Source organism: Afifella marina DSM 2698 (assembly GCF_900102695.1).
Lineage (GTDB): Bacteria > Pseudomonadota > Alphaproteobacteria > Rhizobiales > Afifellaceae > Afifella > Afifella marina.
In genome coordinates, this window is record NZ_FMVW01000001.1 from 646,956 (window position 1) to 664,339 (window position 17,384).

The window sequence follows — 17,384 nt, forward strand, 5'->3', positions numbered from 1 at the left end:
ACTTTTTCGAAACGAGTGAGAGAGCGAATGCGTGTTGAGCGTATAAAGATCGCGAAAATCGATGCTTCGGGCCGCATCCGGCATGTGCGGCGGGAAAAGGCCGCTGCAATGGCCGAGAGCATTGCCGCGCACGGGTTGCGCACGCCGATCGAGGTTGTCGAGACCGGCGAGGATGCTTACCGGCTCGTTTTCGGCGAGCACCGCCTCGTCGCCTGCGATTTATATCTCGGCTGGAATGAGATCGACGCGATCCTCCGCACTCAGGAAGAGGTCGCCTCCGAAGCCGAGCGACAAATCGGCGAGATCGTCGAAAACCTCGTGCGTTTTGAGCCTACGGCGCTCGAAAGAGCGGTCGCGCTGGCGCTCTGGAAGGAGCTCTACGAAGCCCGAGAGGTCCTGCCCAAGCGGGGGCGCAAACCCAAAGAGGAAGCCGAATTAGCGGACAAGATGTCCGCTAATTCGGTCGGCTTCACCGAGTCGGCCGCCGAGCAGCTCGGGTGCTCCGATCGGAACATCCGTCGCGCAATTTCCATCGCCAAGGGCATCTCTGAGAAAATCCGTGAGCGCATCGCGGATCACGCAGTTGCCAGCAAGCAGAACGAGCTGCTGGCGCTCGCGGCGGAACCTGAGGGCCGGCAGGGGGCGATTGCCGATATTCTCCTCTCTGAGGATGCCGAGGTGCAGAGCATCGCCGAAGCGATCGCAATTCTCGACCAGGTCCCCCAGCCGCGCATCGCCCCCGCTTACGAAAAGCTCTCGGAGAAATTTGCGAAACTGAAGCCGCGCGAGCAGCACGCGTTTTTCGCACTCCATCGCGACGCGATCGAAGCCTGGCTGGCGGAGACGCGCTGATGCCACGCCCGCGGGACACGCTCACTCTCGACCTCTTCGACTGGGAGCCACCGGCCGTGACCGTGGGCTACGGCGAAGACGTCACGGGGCGTGGACCGCTCGACCTGCGCATCGCACGTCTGCTTGCGAAAGCGCTGCAGGATATGCGCGACGAAGGGGTCGATCGTGGCGAGATCGCGCTCCGGATGAGCGAGCATCTCGGACGCTCGGTGTCCAAGGAAATGCTCTACAAATGGTCGTCGCCCGGCTCAAGCGAGCATCGGATCACGCTCGACGCTTTCGCAGCGCTCATCGCGGTGACCGAGAGATGGGATCTCCTCGGGTTCCTGCCGGGTCTCTACGGCTATGCCGTGGTTTCCGACGATTGCCGGGAGATCATTCGGCTCCATCAGATGCGAGAGCACCGTCAGAAGATCGCGCAACACAGCAGCGCGATCGACGCGGAGATTGCCGCGCTCGAAACACGGATGCGGGGGCGGCGATGAAAGAGTGGCTGACCGCCCAGGAGATCGCAAACGAGCGGCTTTATGACCTCCCGGAGACGAAGATGGGCGTTAAGCGGCTCGCTGAGCGGGAGGGCTGGAACGACCATCCGTTGGCCCGCACCCGGCAAGGGCGCGGGGGTGGGATGGAGTATCACTACCGCATCCTGCCAACACTGGCGCAGATCGCGTATTTCCAACGGCACGCGCGACTTAGCACGGCTCCTGCCGTGCATGATGAGCAGGCTGCCGGCTCACGACCGACGGAACATGATCTCGCTCCTTCTGGCCGGGCGGCACAGGAGCGGGACGCGCGGCTTGCCATCGTTCATCACTTTGGGCGTTTCGCGGGCGGCATAACGCTTGGCCGGACGGCCGCGGCGCAACTGTACTGTGACAAGTACAACAACCGCTCCCTGGCCATCGACGATTGGATCGTCGAGGCCGTGCCGCGGATCTCCAAGCGCTCGCTTGCACGTTGGCGGGCCGAGGCAAAGACCGGCGGTGCCAGGCTAGGTTTTGACAAAGGTCAGGCCCGCAAGGGTAAGAGCGTGCTCGACCAAGCGGAGGGCGGGCGCGTGCGCGCAACGATCCTGGCGCTTCTGGCGGACAATCAGCACTTTTCGGCTCATCACATCCGCGATCTCATTGCCGCCGAGTACGGCGAAACCTTGGCTATGCCGGGGCGGGAGAAGCGCGTGCCTCTGCCGCCGATCCGGACCTTCCAGCACCATTTGAAGGCGCTTCGAACTTCGGAAGCGGTGACGCTTTTGCGCGTGCAAAACCCCGATCGGTTCCGGTCGATCGCCGCGCCGCGTGGGACCAACAGCCTCGCCCATGTGCAAGAGCCGAACGCACTTTGGCAGATCGACGCGTCGCCCGTCGATGCGCTCTGCACGGACGGACGCCACGCCATCTATGTCTGTCTGGATATCGCCACGCGACGGATGACGCTCCTCGTCAGTCGCACGCCGCGTGCCTCCGCGGTCGCACTCCTCATCCGCAAGGCGATCCTGGCCTGGGGCGTGCCCGATCTCATCAAAACGGACAACGGTTCGGATTTCGTGGCGCGCGATACCAAGCGCCTTTTCGGCTCGCTCGGGATCGAGATCGAACTCTCCGACCCCTACCAGCCGCAGCAAAAGGCGCATGTGGAGCGCGCCATTGGGACGTTCCAACATGATTGCGCAACGCTTTTGCCGGGCTTCGTCGGGCATTCGGTTGCCGACCGCAGCGCGATCGAGAGCCGCAAATCGTTTGCCGCCAGGCTTGGCGAAAAGGACGAAGCCACCTTCGGCGTCAGCCTGTCGGGCGAGGATTTGCAGGCAGTCGTCGACCGCTGGGTGGGGACTTATGAGCAGCGGCCCCATAGTGGGCTCAAGGGAGCGACACCGGCGCTTGCCGCAGCCCAGTCGGCACGGCCTATCCGTCATGTCGACGAGCGTGCCCTCGATCTCCTTTTGATGAGCGTCCCCGGCGGTGGGACGCGCCGGGTCACGTCGCAGGGCATCCGGGTCAATGGTGCCTATTACATGACGCCGACGATCCTGCCTGGGACCGAGGTGCTCGTGCGCATGGATTCGTCCGATCTCGGGCTCGTTTATGCCTTCACGCCCGATGGCGCGGAGCATCTCGGCTGCGGCATCTGTCCCTCGCTCTCTGGCATCGATCCGGCCGCGGCCGCGAAGGCGATGAAATCGTTGCAGAACGAGATCACCGCCAACGGCGCTGCCGTAATCAAGGCGGAGATCCGACGCCTCAAAAAGAACGGCGCCTACCACGAGCGCATCCTGGCTGTGCGCGAGGCTCGCGCCCCCAACGTGGTCGCGCTGCCACCACGCTCTGAGCAGCACACCACGCCACAGATCGACGCGGCGATCGCGGCGTCAAAGGCCGGCGAGCCGGTGCGCACCGAAGACAGCGAGCGGACGCCGGAGCAGCTCCGTCTGATCGAAGAGATGCGCGTGGCCGAAGAGGCCGAGGTCCATGCCCGCTACGAAGAGACGATGGCCGCGCATGAGCGTGCCCGCGCCGCCGAGCGTGAGGCGGGGCTGCCAGAGAACGTCACGCGGCTGCCGGAGAGCCCGAAGGAACGATATCTGCGCGCCGTCGCTGTGCGCGAGGCCGTCGATGCCGGAGAGGCCGACCCCCGCGATGCCGTCTGGCTCGGCCGCTACGAGACGACGCCCGAATACCGCGCCCACCGCGATCTCCATGAGGAGTTCGGCGACGTCTACCTCGGTCGTTCACAGATCAAAGAAAACCCGGCTCCCAAGGTTCGATTGGGGCCGGGCCAAGACGGACCGCGTAGCAGCGGCCAAGTGCAAAGAGGAAGCTGATGCAGGATCTCACCAAAGTCAAGAAAGCCGCGCCGACACGCAACGTCGCTGCCTTCTCGGCTCTGATCACCAGGGTGGTGGAGCGCGACCTGTCGCTGCCAGGACTCGCCACGTTCTACGGCCCTTCCGGGCTCGGAAAAACGAAGAGCGCCATCTACGGGGCCAACCGTTATCGCGCCGCCTATGTGGAGTGCGGTCAGTACACAACCGCGAAATCTTTGCTCGTCTCGATCCTGACGGAGCTCGGGCTCACGCGGCCTCGGGGCACGGTTGCAGAGCTCATCGCCGAGGCGATCCGGCTGATGGCGGCGGACATCAGCAAACCGCTCATCGTCGATGAGGCGCACCACATTGCCAATCGGCGTTTCGTCGATGTTTTGCGCGAACTGCATGACAAGTCGCTGGCCCCGATCATCCTCATCGGTGAGGAGACGTTGCCGGCTGCGCTCGAACATTACGAACGCGTGCACAATCGCATGCTCGATTGGGTCGCCGCCGAGCCCTGCAACAAGGGAGACTTCGAACTCCTCGTTTCGAGCTATTGCCCGGGGCTGACAATCGCCGACGACCTCGCGCGCGAGATGCTGGAGGTGACGCACGGCAACACGAGACGGATCGTCGTCAATCTCGCCAAAGCCGAAGAGATCGCAGCGCGCGAAGGTCTGTCTGAGATCGGCCTTGGGGCTTTCGGTGGAGCTGTGGAGATCGTCGGCTGCCGAGCGCCTACGCCACGGAGGATGGCGTGATGGCGCCCAAACCTCATTTTCGTGATCTGAAGGAGCTGCGCCCTGGCGAGGACGGCCTCTGGGAGATCGTGCTGCGACTGGATCGCCACGGCCCTTTCAGCGTCTCCGATATCACCGGCCAAACGCGGCTGTCGGTCGGCGCAGTCTCCAGATATGTGGCACGGCTCTACCGTGGGGGCTACCTCGCTGCAGCCGGCGAACGGACACATCCGCGGCCCTGGCTCAGCCCCGCCAAGCTCTACCGCCTGGTGCGACGGCCGACATTGCCGCCCCGCCTCAATCTGGATGGTTCGGTGCGTCAGGAACCCGATATCGAGACGTTTTGGCGGACAATGAAGATGCTCACAGTCTTCACGGTCAATGATCTCACTTCGACCTTCGAGTGTCCGCGGACAAAAGAACAGGCGGCTCGCCTGTACGTTCGTCGCCTGGTTCTTGCCGGTGTCTTGGTCATTGTCGAAGCGAGCCGCGTCAAGGGGCCGGGCAGAGGCAGGGCGCCTGCCAAGCTGCGGCTTATTCGCAATCTCGGTGCGCGTGCGCCTCGCGTCCTCTCGACGCCGGAAGGCCTCGTCGTTTTTGACTCCAACGCAGGCGAGATCGTCGCAACGATCGATGGCCGAGGAGGGGACAGATGAACCGCGGTCCTGTCTCCGGCAACCAGAAAGCCGATTTCGTGGCACGCGCCCGCATAGCCTGGGGCGAACCGCCCGACTGGGTGGTGACGCTTGCCGAAGAAGCGACCCGGACCACAGGTGCGGCAGCCGCCCGGCGCATCAATTATTCGCCGGCGACGCTCAGTCAGGTGATCTCAAACACATATCGCGGCGATCTCGGCCGAGTCCAAGAAATGGTCGAAGGCGCGCTGATGGCGTCGACCGTCGATTGTCCCGTCCTCGGCGAGATCGGCCGCGACCGGTGTCTCGACGAACAAGCCCGCCCCTTTGCCGCGACCTCAACCCACCGCGCCCAGCTCTACCACTGGTGCGCCGGCCGCTGCCCTCACTCCAAACAGCACAAGGGAGATTGCGATGAATAGTGTCATGTCTCAAAGCACCGCTGTGGTCCCCGAGACGACCCTCTCGGTCCGGATCGGAGCGCTTGAAGAGCGTTTCGACAATCTCCTCCGCGAAGGTGCCGGCATGTCGCGCGAGGACGTCGAGGCCGTCCGCGATCATCTTACCACTTTGCGTCGGGATGCCGCCGGGCTGGAGTGCGGCCCGGAGCTGGTGATCAACACAACCGCAAAAGAGGCCGTCGACGAGGTCGAGAAAGCGCTGACCGCCCTCACGGTTTGCCGCACCACGCTGATCGCCGTGATGCTGTCTGAAAAGCGGGATGCAGCCGGCCAGGCGGCCTATTGGCTCAAAGGCGCGGCTGCGGCGATTGCAAAGGCGCAGAGCATCGCTTGCGCGGAGCCGCAGGCATGAACGCGGTTGCTTGCCATGGTGACCGCGGCCTCGACGAGATACCTCGTGCCCGGATCGGCCTTATCGAAACCCTCGCTGGGAAGGGGATGCCACCCCGCGCCATTTGCGAGGCTACCGGCGAACCGCTCTCTGCAATCGAGCTGGTCCTCGCCGCCCGGCGAAATGCTGTGAAGCGGGCAAAGGAACGGGATATCCGCGAGTTCTATAGCGTCCACGTGGTTGTCCCCTTCGCCCCTGTGCGGAGCCGCCAAGAGACAAACCTCGATCGCCCGGGGATGCGGATCGTCGTGGAGGTCGCGGCTGCGCACGGGGTGCGTGTGAGGGATCTGCAATCGGTCGCACGCAACCCCCGCATCAACGAGGCCCGGCAGGAGGCGATGTACCGGATCGCCTGCGAAACGGACCTGCCTCTCACCGTGGTCGGCCGGCTTCTGCGGCGTGATCACTCCACCATCCAATACGGCGTGCGGGCACATGCGGCTCGCCACAATCTGCCGCTGCCGCGCGGCATGCAGGAGACAAAGCGATGACCACGACCGTTGATGCCTCGAGCGATACCGCTACGCCTCCGGGTACCATCCAGGTTGGCGGAAAGACCTATATGCAGGATGCCAAAGGCAGTCTGGTGCCGGTCGATCTGGTCAAGCCGATCGACCGGCTGCAGGACGAGACGGTCCGCAAGATGATCGTCTACGCCCGCGACCTGTCGGGGCAGATCGCCCGATTCAAAGGACATTGCTTCGACGATGTCGGGAGCCTGCAGGCACTGGTCGAGCAGGAATACGGAGCCACACTCGGCGGACGGAAGGGCAACCTGACGCTCACCACCGTCGACGGGACGCAGAAGGTGACGATCCAGGTTGCCGACCAGATCGAATTCGGCCCCGAACTGCAGGCGGCAAAGAAGCTGGTCGATCAATGTCTGTCGGAATGGGCGGAAGGCTCGCGCGACGAGTTGCGCGCCATCGTCAACCGAGCCTTCTCGGTCGACAAAGAAGGTCAGATCAACCGCTCGGAGCTGTTCATGCTCCTGCGCGTCGCGATCGAAGACGAGCGCTGGATGCGCGCGATGGACGCGATCCGCGATTCCATCCGGGTGATCGGCTCGAAAACCTACATTCGCTTCTACGAGCGCCCTGCGCCGGACGCCGCCTGGCGGGCGGTCACCATCGATCTCGCGAGCGCATGCCCGCGCCGTCGTGGAGGCGCTCAAGGCGTGGTGCGAGCGCGAGGGCGTCGACTGGTCCGTGGGCCGCGCCACCGAGGACCATAAGCGCCGCTACGGCTACAAGATCGCGCTGGCGCAGTGGCGCAAGCTCCATCCCGGCGCGCCGATGCCCGATTTCTGGCGCGACGCGTCGGCAATCCTCCGTCGCCCCCTCATCTCCCGAAAGCCGACCGACGCGGAATGGATTACCGTGATGAACCGGTTCGGGGAGCTGGTGCGTGCAGAGGAGCGCGAGCGATGAGGAACGGGCTCATCTTTCTGTTCGTCATGGTTTCGTCTGCACTCGCTGGCGAGGTGCCGCCACCCGCCCATGACGGTGACACGTTCTACGTCGCACCGGCAGCTGATACGCCGTTCTGTTCTCGTCTTCGGTGGGGGCGCTGGGAATCCATCCGCATTCTCGGCATCGACGCACCGGAAATGCACGGACGCTGCGAGTTGGAAAACCGGCTCGCGAGGGTTGCGCGCGAAAGGCTTCGAGAGCTCCTCGGCTCGGGCCAATTGGTACTCGATCGACGCGGCTGCGACCGCTACGAGCGTACGCTTGCCCGTGTCAGCGTCGGCGGTCACGACATCGCAGAAGTGATGATTAGCGAGGGTCTGGCGCGACCGTATAGCGGGGGCCGCCGCCGCTCCTGGTGTGGGAGATGAGGGTGCTGGTTGTCCTTACCTTATCACTCGCCAAGAGTGCTGGAGGCGATAGTGACGAGCATCCTGCCCTCATTCATCTCGACCGTAAGGCGTGCTTGGTCGATCACGACCGATGGATCCCTCGACAAGCGTGCAGCTTTCTTGAAGAGATCGTAAAATGCATCTCTAATCCTCGGCGTTTCTACTTCGGGCAAGAGCGCAGATGTCACCGCCATCGTAAGAACAAGATTCGTTTTGTCGAGCGGTGTCGGAATATATATTGCGACCAGCTCCGGTGCCTGCGAAGGCTTTTTCGCGATAGCGACAACGCGGATCGAGTAGTTCAGAAGCGTGTGGCAGAGAGCGTTGCCATCAATCTCGCAGCCCAAGTCAGAAACTTTGGCATTTGTGCCTATCTTCCGGCTGAGAACACTCCCCAAATCCTCTGCGCTTGTGCTGCTGAGAGAGGCTGCGCACGCAGGACTCGATACGGCGAGCAGCGCCCCAATCAAGATTGCTTTCAGCATCTAGTCTCTCCCCGCGCTCAACCTGAGATAAAGAGTTCTATCGCTTGCCCAGAGGCCGAGCAACGCGACGCCCGGGCGCGGCGCCCACCGTTCTCAGGAGGCCACCGATGAGCCTCTGCCGCGCCGTGGCAACACGAAAAAGAATGCCGCGAGGGGGAGGCGCCACATGACGCGCCTCCCGGGCATTCTTGCGGAGATTGCCGAGGTCGCGGGCGAAGAAGCGGCGCATGCGATCGCCCGTGCGCGCGGCGGAACGCGAGTTTATCTGCCGGGGCGCGCGGACGATGATCACTGGCTCACCCGCTGCGTCGGGCGGGAGGCCGCCGACGCGATCTGTCGGCATTTTGCGGCGGGCGGCCCGGATGGTTCCAGCGGTGCGAGTTATCTGATACCTCTCGGTCAGGCCGGATCGACCAAGGGACGCCGCCGCGCCCTCGCTGCCGAGCTCCGACGCGGGGCGAGCGTCGCTGAGGCAGCCCGCGCGGTCGGGATGCATGAACGCACCGCCTGGCGGATGCGAGCCAAACTCCAAAAAGATCGAGATGCTGATCAGGGCGAACTCTTCTAGCTGACATCTGTCAGGGTCGAAGGGAAAAGCTCCGCGGCGCACAACCGAAGCCGAACAATTGATCGGCGCCGCGCTCAGCCATGACACCTACCATAGATCTTTTGGAGACAATTGCAGGCGGCGTGTCGACGAGCGCACGCCGCGCCAATATGGCCTCAATCGTCGCGGGTCTCGACGTCTACGGCGAGGAGGCGGGCCTCCTGCTGCCCCACCGTCTGGCGCAATACATCGCCCAGGTCGCGCACGAAAGCGCGCGGTTCATCCACGACCGGGAGATCTGGGGACCGACGGCCGCTCAGCGCCGTTATGATACGCGGACCGATCTCGGCAACACAGCCGACGCGGATGGGGATGGTTACCTCTACCGCGGTCGCACGACCATGCAACTCACCGGGCGCAGGAACTACACCAAGTTCTTTGAGTGGTGCCTCGCCAAGGGCCTCAATCCCCCAGACTTTGTTGCTGATCCCGCCGCGGTGAACACGGACCCTTGGGAGGGGCTCGCCCCGATTTGGTACTGGGACGTCGGAAACCCCGAAGGGCGCAGTCTCAACGTCTACGCCGACGACGGGAACAATGAGATGGTGACCCGCCGCATCAATGGCGGCACAACCGGGCTTCCTGATCGGCTCGAACTCTACACGCGCGCCGCGCTCGTCTTTCTCGGTTACGCACGCGCCACGATCGTCGGGTTTCTGGAGCCGGATGCGGCGGGTGCCATCGTTGTCGACAACGGGACGAAATATGCCGTCTCGGCCGAGCGGACCCGCTGGCTGCGGGTGCGGTTGTCGCTGCCGCCCGGCACCTATGACGGCGAAATGATCCGCGAAATCGGATTGTTTGCCTCGCCGACCATCGCCCCGTCTGTCCCGGCCGGGCAGACACTCATCGATCCGGCAGACGTCTCCGATCCGGGCGACCTGATGCGTCTCATCTGGATGGAGCCGCAACCCATCACTGCCGGGACCAGCTACGCCCGCAACGTCATCATGAGGCTCTGATGCAGCTCGCCAATTACTTCAACCGCAGGAGTCTCCCCGGGTTTGTCGCAAAGCGCTATGCCGCCCTCCGCCACCGCGGCAAGCAGTTTGTCGAGAGCGCCGAGGCCAACGAGGCGCAGGACATCGCCTACGAACGGCTGGGTGAGGTGGGCGACGGAGCGTTCGGTGCGATCAGCCTCCGCGAAGGCGGGACGCTCATCGTCGATCAGGCGGCCGGGACCGTCCGCCTATCGGAGTCGCGGGTCTGGGCGGGGGGCTATATGCACCGGGTGCCGGCGGCAACGCTCGTGGGTGTGCCGATGGTCGGGAGCGTCGCGATCGGGGTGGCGGTCACGGATGTTGCCGTGACGGATGTCGACGACCCCGAATTGAAGGGCATCGTTCCAGACACGGCCAGCCATGGCGAGCCGTTGGCTGCCCGTCTGCGCTATGACGCGGTCTGGGCACTCGACGGAGATCCGTTCTATCCGATTTTCACTTTGGTCGATGGTCAACTTCCGAACGAAGTGACGCCGCCGCAGGACAGCGCCGCCGAGATGACTGTCGAGCGCCATGTGCGCGAGGATCATGGCAGCCACGTCGTCGACGGGTTTCAGGTGTCGGCCGGCGGCTACGATGCGGCGACGGGCGAGCAGACCTACGTCATCGGCGCAGGCGTCCTGCGCGCGGAAGGGCGCCGCGTGTCCCGCACGGTCGACCAGCGATACCGTCGCGTGGAGAATCCCACCCTCGTAGAGGTGAATGGTGAGACGCATCTTTATCCCGATGGCGGGGTGGTGACGCTCAACAACGGGCCGATCGACAGCGTTCAGACCGTCACAGTGATCAAGGAGGTCACGAAGAGCGTCACCCATCAGCTCGCGGGTGGTTCCGACGCCCTGCCTGACACACCGGTCTACGCCATCATGTCGGTCGCTCAGGGTGGCAACACCTATGCCGCCAATGCCGATTACAGGCTCACGGCAGACAAGGTGGATTGGAGCCCGAACGGGGCCGAGCCGTCAGCCGGGTCGACCTATTCTGTCACCTACCGCTACATCGAGACGGTGATCCCGCAGGCGATCGGACGATCGACGATCGCGCTGGAGGCGGCCGTCGTCGGGCAGCCGGTGACAGCGAGTTACCGCTGGAAGCTGCCGCGCATAGACATCATCGCGATCGATCTCGACGGGGCCGTCGTTTACATCGAGGGCGTTTCGAGCCGCTACAATCCGGCCCCGCCGCGCGTGCCGGCACCGCTTGCGCCGCTGGTTCGGATCTCGAACCGGTGGGGCATCGAGCCGAACATCGAGGACGTCGACCAGCGCAAGCTCACCGAGGCGGATGTGCGGGCCATGCTGCGCACGCTGCTCGACTTCGGCGACCTTCTGAGCCAAATCGCCCTGGAGCGCGACATCCAGGAGCGCGACCCTGCAAGCCGGCGAGGATCGTTCGTCGATCCGTTCCTGGACGATCTGCAGCGCGATCTCGGCATCGCGCAGAACGCGGCGATCGCCGATGGCATCCTGCAATTGCCGGTCGATTTCACGCCAATCTTTGCCGACCTCGGCAGCGAGGCCATCACGCTTCCCTATGTGAGCGAAGCGTTGATGAGCCAGCCCTACCGGACGGCGAGCCAGATCATCAACGAGTTCCAGGCGTTCGCGCCTCTGCCGTCACCTCTGACGATCGATCCGGCCGTTGATCGCTGGAACATCACACAGAGCTCGACGCGGTCGAGCTCGTCGAGTTCGGTCAAGCGGGTGAACAGCTATCGGCCCGATCTCCTCGGGACGTCGCTTTACGGGACCACCTCCCGCTCGACATCGCGGTCGGTTTCGACCCGGCTCGCGTCGCGATCGGTCGAAGATCTCGAATTCCTGCGCGCGATCGAGATCGCGTTCAACGTGACGTTCTTCGGTCCGGGTGAGGAGCTGCAAAGCGTGACCTTCGACGGGCTCGATGTGACGGAGAGTGTCACCGGAACCCGTGTGGCCAATGCCAACGGCGAGATGAGCGGCACTTTCACCATCCCGGAAAACGTCAAGGCTGGCACCAAGGCCGTTGTCGTCACCGGAAAAGGCGGCAGCCGGGGCGAGACCTCCTTCACGGGGCAAGGCACGCTGACGACGGAAGTCTATGTGCGCCGCGTCCACACGACCACGACCTACACGACCATCGACCCGATCGCGCAGTCGTTCTTGATGCCGGCGATGCGACAAATCACGGGCGTGCGCGTCGAATTCGCGGGCAAGGGAGATGCGGGCAAACCCGTCGCGATCGAACTCCGCGATATGGATGGCTCGACACCTGGCACGGAAATCCTGGCGGCGGGACGGATCACCGGCGACTTTGCGCTTGGCGATCCGCAGACCGACCGGGAGACCAACTGGACGCTGCTGCCCTTTGAATATCCTGTCTTGGTGGATGCCGGCGAATGGCGAGCCTTTGCGCTGTTGACCGACGACGCCGATCATGCGGTCGCAATTGCACGGCTCGGCGATCAATCGGGTGATGCGCCGACCGGCTTCGATCCGCGACGCCAGGAATGGGTGCGCGAAAACCCCGCCGGCGGTGATCTCTTCAAAGGCTCGAATGGCAAGACATGGCTTGCGATGCCCGATGCCGACATGACGCATCAGATCATGGTGGCGCGCTACACGGCGACGAGCCGCACCTTTGTCATCGGCAGCTACGATCTCTCCGAGATCGATGCCGCGGGGATCTCTGACCTCGTCGTCCTGCTCATCTACGAGGAGCCGACGGTCGAGACGAAAGTGACGATCGAGCTGGTGCGGGAAACCGGCGAGATCGTGGCCTTTGAGCCCAATACGCGGCTCGAGCTCGACGATTATCTGACGGAAGAGGTGACGCTCCGGATGGTGCTGACCGGCACAGAGACATTGTCGCCGGTCGTCATGCCGGAATGTCAGATCCTCTTCGGCCGGCTTGCGGAGACGGCAAGCTATATCTCAGAGGCGATCGCGCTCGACCAGACGCACGGCGACCTCAAGGTGCGCTCGGTGCTTGAGGTCAGTGCGCCCGGAACATCATCGGTGGCGGTTGCAGTCGGCGACGATGAGGCATGGAGCGAGCAGGCCGATCCGGCCTCGGTCTCGCTCGGGGATGGGTGGATAGAGCGGGAATATCTGGACGGCCCGGTTTCTGCGCCCGAACTCCGCGAGCGGATCACGCTGACCGGTACGCCCCGCTATCGGCCTCTGGTGCGCAATCTTCGGGTGCGGGCGACGGAGGTCTAAATGCACGACGATCGCACGTCCGCTCTCGCCCTTCCGCTCCCGCACAAGGAGAACGATCCCTATGCGGTCGATGTCGATCGCATCCGAGCGGCGCTCATCATCATATCTGATGCCATCGCGGCAGCGCAGTCAGATATTGCGGCGGCGGTCACTCAGGCTGACATCGACCGGGCGGTGGCGGCCGCGATCGATGAGCTCAAAGGCAATGCGCCGGCGGCCTATGACACCTTGGTCGAGATCGCTGCCAAGCTCGGCGATCAAGACGATGTCGTTTCGGCTTTGATCACTCAGCTATCAACGAAGGCGGATGCGGACGAGACATTGGCAGCACTCGCCGCCCGGTACACAAAGACGGAAGTCCAGGGGCTGGTGGCTGGGGCCACGACCGGGATGCTGACGCTAGCGGATGTCATCGGCTATCAGACCATCGCGGCGGGGGCTGGGCATCTTCTGCCCGACGAAACGAGCGGGCCGGAGCCTTCCGTCGTCACGATCAATGGCGTGCCGTATGACACCCTCGCATTCGATCCCAATTCGCAAGAAACCGCCTACCTGACGTTTCCCCTCCCCAATTCGTTCGCCGCCGGGGGCACGCTGAAATGCGGGGTTGTGTTCACGCATGAGGGGGCGGCTCCAGAGACAGTCGATGTCGATGAAGATGCCGTGCCCTGGGAGCTAGGCGGCGTGGCAGTCGATCCCGCAACGGGCAACTTGCTCATCTCAGAGGTTGGCTCTTCCGTTTATGTCACCAGTGGCTTCAATGGCGATGTTCTTGATCATTTTTCCGTTTCAGATCCACGTGGCCTCGTCGTGGATCCGAGCACGGGCGACCTGGTCTGCATCGATGGGGTTGGGTCGATCTTTCGGCATGAGGGCATTGGTCGGAAGGTTAAAGATGGGCCGCGGCTTGTCGAGGCTGGTGTCGCTTGTCGGGACATCACTGTCGATGCTGCAAGCGGCCGTTTCTACGCGTGTGCGTCCGATCCAGGCATGATCTATGAGTTGGATAGCTCCTTCAATGTCATCGACAGTTTTCCTGCTCCAACCCACTCTGTCTGGGGCATCGCGATTGATCTGGAGGGTAATCTATGGACGTGCAGCGCTGTAGCCGCTCCCGATGAACCACGAAAGTTGCGGCGCCATGCCGGCGTGACTGCGACCGTTGCCGCTGTCTTTGACTTACCCACGACGAGCCCTCGTGGGATGACGTTTGATCTGCAGGGCAGATTGATCATTTCCGGGGGGCCGGACGGCGCTCTCTATCTGGTCGCCACAACGCCTGGCGTTGCGTTCGCCTTCTCGGCCGGCACCGCCGGCGATGGTGACATGCTCGGTGCGCTCGGCGGAGCCGTTGTCTCCACCGGCGCTTGCAGCCTTGTCGCCGGTGGCCGCTGGCGCACAGCGGAGATCGATCTACCACTACCGGGGTCGCAGCCAGGCGACCAGCTCACGATCCGCGTCGATCGCGCCGTCGCCAATGCGGCCGACAATCTTGGCGTGCTGGCGCATCTGCTCGGGCCGGAGATCAAATACCCGACCGCGACCCCGACGGACAATTGAGGGTGATGACCATGAACATGATCATGCATGCCCTCGTGTCTCCCGAGGGCGAAATCGTTGACCGCCGACTACAAGACCCGGAAAATCTCCCTGCGACACGTCCCGGCTGGCGCTGGTTGGTCGAGATCCGCGAAGACGCCGCGGTTGACCCCGACAGCGAAGTGGAGGTGGAAGAGACGGTCACCGTCGAGGTTGATCGCGTCGTGCGTGCGCGCGGAAAGCGGGCGCTGACGACCGCGGAGCTCGATGCCTATGTCGCAGAGCATCATCGCGACAGCCTTACTGCGGGAATCAACTGGCAGGGCCGCCAAATCGCGATCGACGAGAAGTTCGTCTCGCGCATTACCGGCGCCGCGCTCAAAGCCTCGCGTGATCCGGCGCATGTCTTTCGCTGGGAGGTGACCGACAAGGTCTTCGTGTCCATCGATGCAGAGACGGCGATCACGCTGGCAGATCTCGTCGTTGATCGCATGCAGGCGTGCTTCGACGCTAAGGATCGAGCTTATGCTGCGATCTCAAACGGATCGATCACCAACAAGGCGCAGGTGCGCGCTGAGTTTGGGGATCTGTGATGGCGCTCAACGGGGCCGCGTTGACGCTCCTCGGCGGGAGGAGGGGGCCAACGGTCCCCGCCTACAAATATTACCGCATTCGGTGCTTAAGCTTCTCCGCAAACTATTGGTGGCGCGTGCGAGAGTTCGAACTTTATCCTGAGAGCGGACTTGCTGGCACCAAGCTCATAGGGACGGCCTCTGCAAGCAGCCAGAAATCAACAAGTGAAATTCCGGCTAGAGCAGTCGATGGCAATCTCGAAACCTATTGGGGTGCACGCACAAGCCGCGCCGCGAATGTGGATCAGTGGTTTCAGATCACGCTGCCCAAGGCCGCGATCGTGCTGTCAGCTCGCTTCTCGGTTTATTCAGGTCCAGGTCACCATGCCAATCTCATCGCCTGGGAGGGCTCTGAGGACGGGATCAACTGGATCGTCCTCGACGAGCAGCCGGGCACATCCACCAATAGGGCCTGGGTTAATTTCGAGAGACGGTAACAGGACGGTCTTACGTTCACCCTGATATTCAGCTGCCCCGTGCGCTCATGGATAAAGGGGTGGGCAGGCTCAACGCGACGGTGTGCAAACCGCTTCGAGCCACCATTGCTGCGATGCAGATGGTCTTGTGAGGGTCGTCGGTGCCCGAATCGTTCTTAAGCGTCTATCCATCGGCCTCCACTACCCTCTGAGGCGCAATAGTTTGTCCGAAATTGCGGCGGGAGTTGATCTATTGATGGAGTCTCTCAGGGCTAAGTCTCTGCGGTTCTGGGTTGCCCTTGGGATGTGTCTTGCCTTGACGCCGCTGATCGTTTCCGGCGTCGGAGGATACTTCCTGCTCCAGCGCGGGGTCATCATGCCGTTCGATGACGTGGCCGATCGGCAGCGTCATCAGATCGCTCCGGTGCAGCAGTTGCGCTTCCTTTTGTGGGAAACCCTCAAGCCGATCGATGAGTATATCGAGGAGAATGATCCATCCCACATTCCCGCCTATCGCGATCTTCGCGAGCGAATTGAGTCGGGCTTCGCAAGTCTTCTTGAAGTGCTAGGCGACAAGCCCGCTCTTCAGGCGTTGGTGAAAAGGGCTCGGGCTGACTGGTCTGAGGCGGACGTTCATGCCACCGACCTGCTCGCTGCAGATCTAAATGCCGACGGCACGACAAACCCACGAGCCTTGCAGCTTTTCCACGCTCACGTTTTGGCTGCGAATGATAAGCTGGCCGGCGCTTATCGAGAGCTCGTTACGGTGATCGAACGCGATCACGATATAGCTCTCAAATCTTACGAGAAATCTCTGTGGATCGCTGCAATTGCAGGGGTCATTTCGCTCATCATGCTTATCGGTGGCTTAGTCATCATTGGGCGCATTCTCAAGGCGAGCGTTGATCGGCTTGTCGATGGTGCGGTTCGCTTCGCCGAAGGTGACCGGCTCCATCGCATCAAAGTGCACGTTCCTCCGGAGCTTCGCCGCGTGGCGGATGAGTTCAATCATATGATCGAACGTATCCATGAGTCCGAGGCAGTCTTGTCGGAGATGGCGCATCGAGACAGCTTGACGGGGCTTCTCAACCGAAGAGCTTTCGACGACGCCTTTCCCGAGCTTCAGGCGCGCATGTTGCGTCATGGGGAGGTCGCTAGCCTCCTGGCTATCGACATTGATAAATTCAAAGAGACAAACGATGAGCACAGCCATGCGGCAGGAGACGAGGTTCTCCGCACCGTGGCTGAGTTAATGGCACAGCACGTGAGAACTTCCGACAGTCTCTTTCGACTGGGAGGGGAGGAGTTCGCTGTACTTCTCTCACAAACTGGCTTGGAAGAGGCGCATGAGGTGGCGGAACGCCTCCGTGAAGCGATCGCAGCGACGGCAATCCAGTACGAAGGTGCGGAGATTAGGACGACCATCAGCATCGGCATCGCCGAGGTTTTAGCGCGCTTTCCTCAGGAAGTGACGATGAGCACGGCTGATAACGCCCTCTACCTTGCAAAGACACAGGGCCGAAACCGGGTCGTGATCTCCGACGAACGCGGATCGTCCGCGAGGCCGGGGTCTACTTGAGGAGGACGTCGGGACCAGTCACCAAGCGTCGCGTTCGTTTGGCGGGCGCGCCGTCAGCAGGCGCAGCCCGGGCCCTTGTGGCACGTCTTGTTGCGGGCGATGCAGGAGTTGCCGCATGGTTTCCCCTTGCTGCAGTGCTTGCAGCACGCAGCTGGCTGGACCGGTAGGGGCGTGATGTT

Annotated in this window: 19 protein-coding genes; 18 read left to right on the forward strand and 1 reads right to left on the reverse strand. The window is 62.9% G+C overall.

Going from position 1 to position 17,384, the window contains the following annotated elements:
- Positions 1-27 precede the first annotated feature (27 nt).
- From BLP76_RS02960 to BLP76_RS03005, 11 genes are read left to right on the forward strand one after another with little or no spacing between them, the layout of a single operon-like run.
- Complete coding sequence (locus BLP76_RS02960; RefSeq protein WP_092809377.1) at positions 28-852, forward strand: ParB/RepB/Spo0J family partition protein; 825 nt, start codon at positions 28-30, stop codon at positions 850-852.
- Complete coding sequence (locus tag BLP76_RS02965; protein WP_207145439.1) at positions 852-1,337, forward strand: hypothetical protein; 486 nt, start codon at positions 852-854, stop codon at positions 1,335-1,337. The genes BLP76_RS02960 and BLP76_RS02965 overlap by 1 nt, the downstream gene beginning before the upstream one ends.
- Positions 1,334-3,673 carry a DDE-type integrase/transposase/recombinase gene (locus BLP76_RS02970; protein ID WP_092809378.1) on the forward strand — a complete coding sequence of 780 codons (2,340 nt, stop codon included), beginning with the start codon at positions 1,334-1,336 and terminating at the stop codon, positions 3,671-3,673. Before BLP76_RS02965 ends, BLP76_RS02970 begins: the two co-directional genes overlap by 4 nt.
- On the forward strand, positions 3,673-4,419 hold the full coding sequence (locus BLP76_RS02975) for an AAA family ATPase (RefSeq protein WP_092809379.1): 747 nt from the start codon (positions 3,673-3,675) through the stop codon (positions 4,417-4,419). Before BLP76_RS02970 ends, BLP76_RS02975 begins: the two co-directional genes overlap by 1 nt.
- Positions 4,419-5,054, forward strand: coding sequence for a helix-turn-helix domain-containing protein (locus tag BLP76_RS02980; protein WP_092809380.1), 636 nt, complete (start codon positions 4,419-4,421; stop codon positions 5,052-5,054). The genes BLP76_RS02975 and BLP76_RS02980 overlap by 1 nt, the downstream gene beginning before the upstream one ends.
- Complete coding sequence (locus BLP76_RS02985) at positions 5,051-5,455, forward strand: transcriptional regulator (protein WP_092809381.1); 405 nt, start codon at positions 5,051-5,053, stop codon at positions 5,453-5,455. Before BLP76_RS02980 ends, BLP76_RS02985 begins: the two co-directional genes overlap by 4 nt.
- The gene (locus BLP76_RS02990; protein ID WP_146612143.1) at positions 5,448-5,846 is read left to right on the forward strand and encodes a hypothetical protein; all 399 of its coding nucleotides are present in this window, start codon (positions 5,448-5,450) and stop codon (positions 5,844-5,846) included. Before BLP76_RS02985 ends, BLP76_RS02990 begins: the two co-directional genes overlap by 8 nt.
- The gene (locus tag BLP76_RS02995) at positions 5,843-6,376 is read left to right on the forward strand and encodes a helix-turn-helix domain-containing protein (protein ID WP_092809383.1); all 534 of its coding nucleotides are present in this window, start codon (positions 5,843-5,845) and stop codon (positions 6,374-6,376) included. The genes BLP76_RS02990 and BLP76_RS02995 overlap by 4 nt, the downstream gene beginning before the upstream one ends.
- A complete protein-coding gene (locus BLP76_RS03000) occupies positions 6,373-7,119 on the forward strand; it encodes a DUF3164 family protein (RefSeq protein ID WP_092809384.1) in 747 nt (248 codons plus the stop codon). The genes BLP76_RS02995 and BLP76_RS03000 overlap by 4 nt, the downstream gene beginning before the upstream one ends.
- The gene (locus BLP76_RS18540) at positions 7,094-7,315 is read left to right on the forward strand and encodes a hypothetical protein (RefSeq protein ID WP_139163669.1); all 222 of its coding nucleotides are present in this window, start codon (positions 7,094-7,096) and stop codon (positions 7,313-7,315) included. Before BLP76_RS03000 ends, BLP76_RS18540 begins: the two co-directional genes overlap by 26 nt.
- A complete protein-coding gene (locus BLP76_RS03005) occupies positions 7,312-7,725 on the forward strand; it encodes a thermonuclease family protein (RefSeq protein WP_170130404.1) in 414 nt (137 codons plus the stop codon). Before BLP76_RS18540 ends, BLP76_RS03005 begins: the two co-directional genes overlap by 4 nt.
- A 23-nt stretch (positions 7,726-7,748) precedes the next feature.
- Here the strand turns inward: BLP76_RS03005 and BLP76_RS03010 are convergent, their stop codons facing one another.
- Positions 7,749-8,231 (reverse strand): hypothetical protein, encoded by a 483-nt coding sequence (locus tag BLP76_RS03010; RefSeq protein WP_092809386.1) that lies wholly within the window; start codon positions 8,229-8,231, stop codon positions 7,749-7,751.
- A gap of 166 nt (positions 8,232-8,397) precedes the next feature.
- On the opposite strand from BLP76_RS03010, the gene BLP76_RS03015 reads away from it, so the two are divergent.
- The 7 genes from BLP76_RS03015 to BLP76_RS03045 all read left to right on the forward strand — a co-directional run bounded on the left by BLP76_RS03015 (position 8,398) and on the right by BLP76_RS03045 (position 17,205).
- Positions 8,398-8,799, forward strand: coding sequence for a helix-turn-helix domain-containing protein (locus BLP76_RS03015; RefSeq protein WP_092809387.1), 402 nt, complete (start codon positions 8,398-8,400; stop codon positions 8,797-8,799).
- 80 nt (positions 8,800-8,879) lie between these two features.
- Entirely contained in the window at positions 8,880-9,800 is a 921-nt protein-coding gene (locus BLP76_RS03020) for a glycoside hydrolase family 19 protein (RefSeq protein WP_139163670.1), read from the forward strand.
- Positions 9,800-13,039, forward strand: a complete 3,240-nt coding sequence (locus BLP76_RS03025) for a DUF4815 domain-containing protein (protein WP_092809389.1) — start codon at positions 9,800-9,802, stop codon at positions 13,037-13,039. Before BLP76_RS03020 ends, BLP76_RS03025 begins: the two co-directional genes overlap by 1 nt.
- Positions 13,040-14,599, forward strand: coding sequence for an NHL repeat-containing protein (locus BLP76_RS03030; RefSeq protein ID WP_092809390.1), 1,560 nt, complete (start codon positions 13,040-13,042; stop codon positions 14,597-14,599).
- 11 nt (positions 14,600-14,610) lie between these two features.
- The gene (locus tag BLP76_RS03035) at positions 14,611-15,171 is read left to right on the forward strand and encodes a DUF4376 domain-containing protein (protein ID WP_170130403.1); all 561 of its coding nucleotides are present in this window, start codon (positions 14,611-14,613) and stop codon (positions 15,169-15,171) included.
- On the forward strand, positions 15,171-15,647 hold the full coding sequence (locus BLP76_RS03040; protein ID WP_092809393.1) for a discoidin domain-containing protein: 477 nt from the start codon (positions 15,171-15,173) through the stop codon (positions 15,645-15,647). The genes BLP76_RS03035 and BLP76_RS03040 overlap by 1 nt, the downstream gene beginning before the upstream one ends.
- Before the next feature lie 295 nt (positions 15,648-15,942).
- On the forward strand, positions 15,943-17,205 hold the full coding sequence (locus BLP76_RS03045; protein WP_170130402.1) for a GGDEF domain-containing protein: 1,263 nt from the start codon (positions 15,943-15,945) through the stop codon (positions 17,203-17,205).
- Positions 17,206-17,384 lie beyond the last annotated feature (179 nt).

Excerpts from the sequence above, each read along its gene's own strand:
- BLP76_RS03025 (WP_092809389.1), top strand. The coding sequence starts at position 9,800 with ATGCAGCTCGCCAATTACTTCAACCGCAGGAGTCTCCCCGGGTTTGTC.
- BLP76_RS03020 (WP_139163670.1), top strand. The coding sequence starts at position 8,880 with ATGACACCTACCATAGATCTTTTGGAGACAATTGCAGGCGGCGTGTCG.
- BLP76_RS02970 (WP_092809378.1), top strand. The coding sequence starts at position 1,334 with ATGAAAGAGTGGCTGACCGCCCAGGAGATCGCAAACGAGCGGCTTTAT.
- BLP76_RS02960 (WP_092809377.1), top strand. The coding sequence starts at position 28 with ATGCGTGTTGAGCGTATAAAGATCGCGAAAATCGATGCTTCGGGCCGC.
- BLP76_RS03010 (WP_092809386.1), bottom strand. The coding sequence starts at position 8,231 with ATGCTGAAAGCAATCTTGATTGGGGCGCTGCTCGCCGTATCGAGTCCT.
- BLP76_RS03005 (WP_170130404.1), top strand. The coding sequence starts at position 7,312 with ATGAGGAACGGGCTCATCTTTCTGTTCGTCATGGTTTCGTCTGCACTC.
- BLP76_RS02990 (WP_146612143.1), top strand. The coding sequence starts at position 5,448 with ATGAATAGTGTCATGTCTCAAAGCACCGCTGTGGTCCCCGAGACGACC.
- BLP76_RS03040 (WP_092809393.1), top strand. The coding sequence starts at position 15,171 with ATGGCGCTCAACGGGGCCGCGTTGACGCTCCTCGGCGGGAGGAGGGGG.
- BLP76_RS03000 (WP_092809384.1), top strand. The coding sequence starts at position 6,373 with ATGACCACGACCGTTGATGCCTCGAGCGATACCGCTACGCCTCCGGGT.
- BLP76_RS02985 (WP_092809381.1), top strand. The coding sequence starts at position 5,051 with ATGAACCGCGGTCCTGTCTCCGGCAACCAGAAAGCCGATTTCGTGGCA.
- BLP76_RS02980 (WP_092809380.1), top strand. The coding sequence starts at position 4,419 with ATGGCGCCCAAACCTCATTTTCGTGATCTGAAGGAGCTGCGCCCTGGC.
- BLP76_RS03030 (WP_092809390.1), top strand. The coding sequence starts at position 13,040 with ATGCACGACGATCGCACGTCCGCTCTCGCCCTTCCGCTCCCGCACAAG.
- BLP76_RS03035 (WP_170130403.1), top strand. The coding sequence starts at position 14,611 with ATGAACATGATCATGCATGCCCTCGTGTCTCCCGAGGGCGAAATCGTT.
- BLP76_RS02965 (WP_207145439.1), top strand. The coding sequence starts at position 852 with ATGCCACGCCCGCGGGACACGCTCACTCTCGACCTCTTCGACTGGGAG.
- BLP76_RS02975 (WP_092809379.1), top strand. The coding sequence starts at position 3,673 with ATGCAGGATCTCACCAAAGTCAAGAAAGCCGCGCCGACACGCAACGTC.
- BLP76_RS03015 (WP_092809387.1), top strand. The coding sequence starts at position 8,398 with ATGACGCGCCTCCCGGGCATTCTTGCGGAGATTGCCGAGGTCGCGGGC.
- BLP76_RS02995 (WP_092809383.1), top strand. The coding sequence starts at position 5,843 with ATGAACGCGGTTGCTTGCCATGGTGACCGCGGCCTCGACGAGATACCT.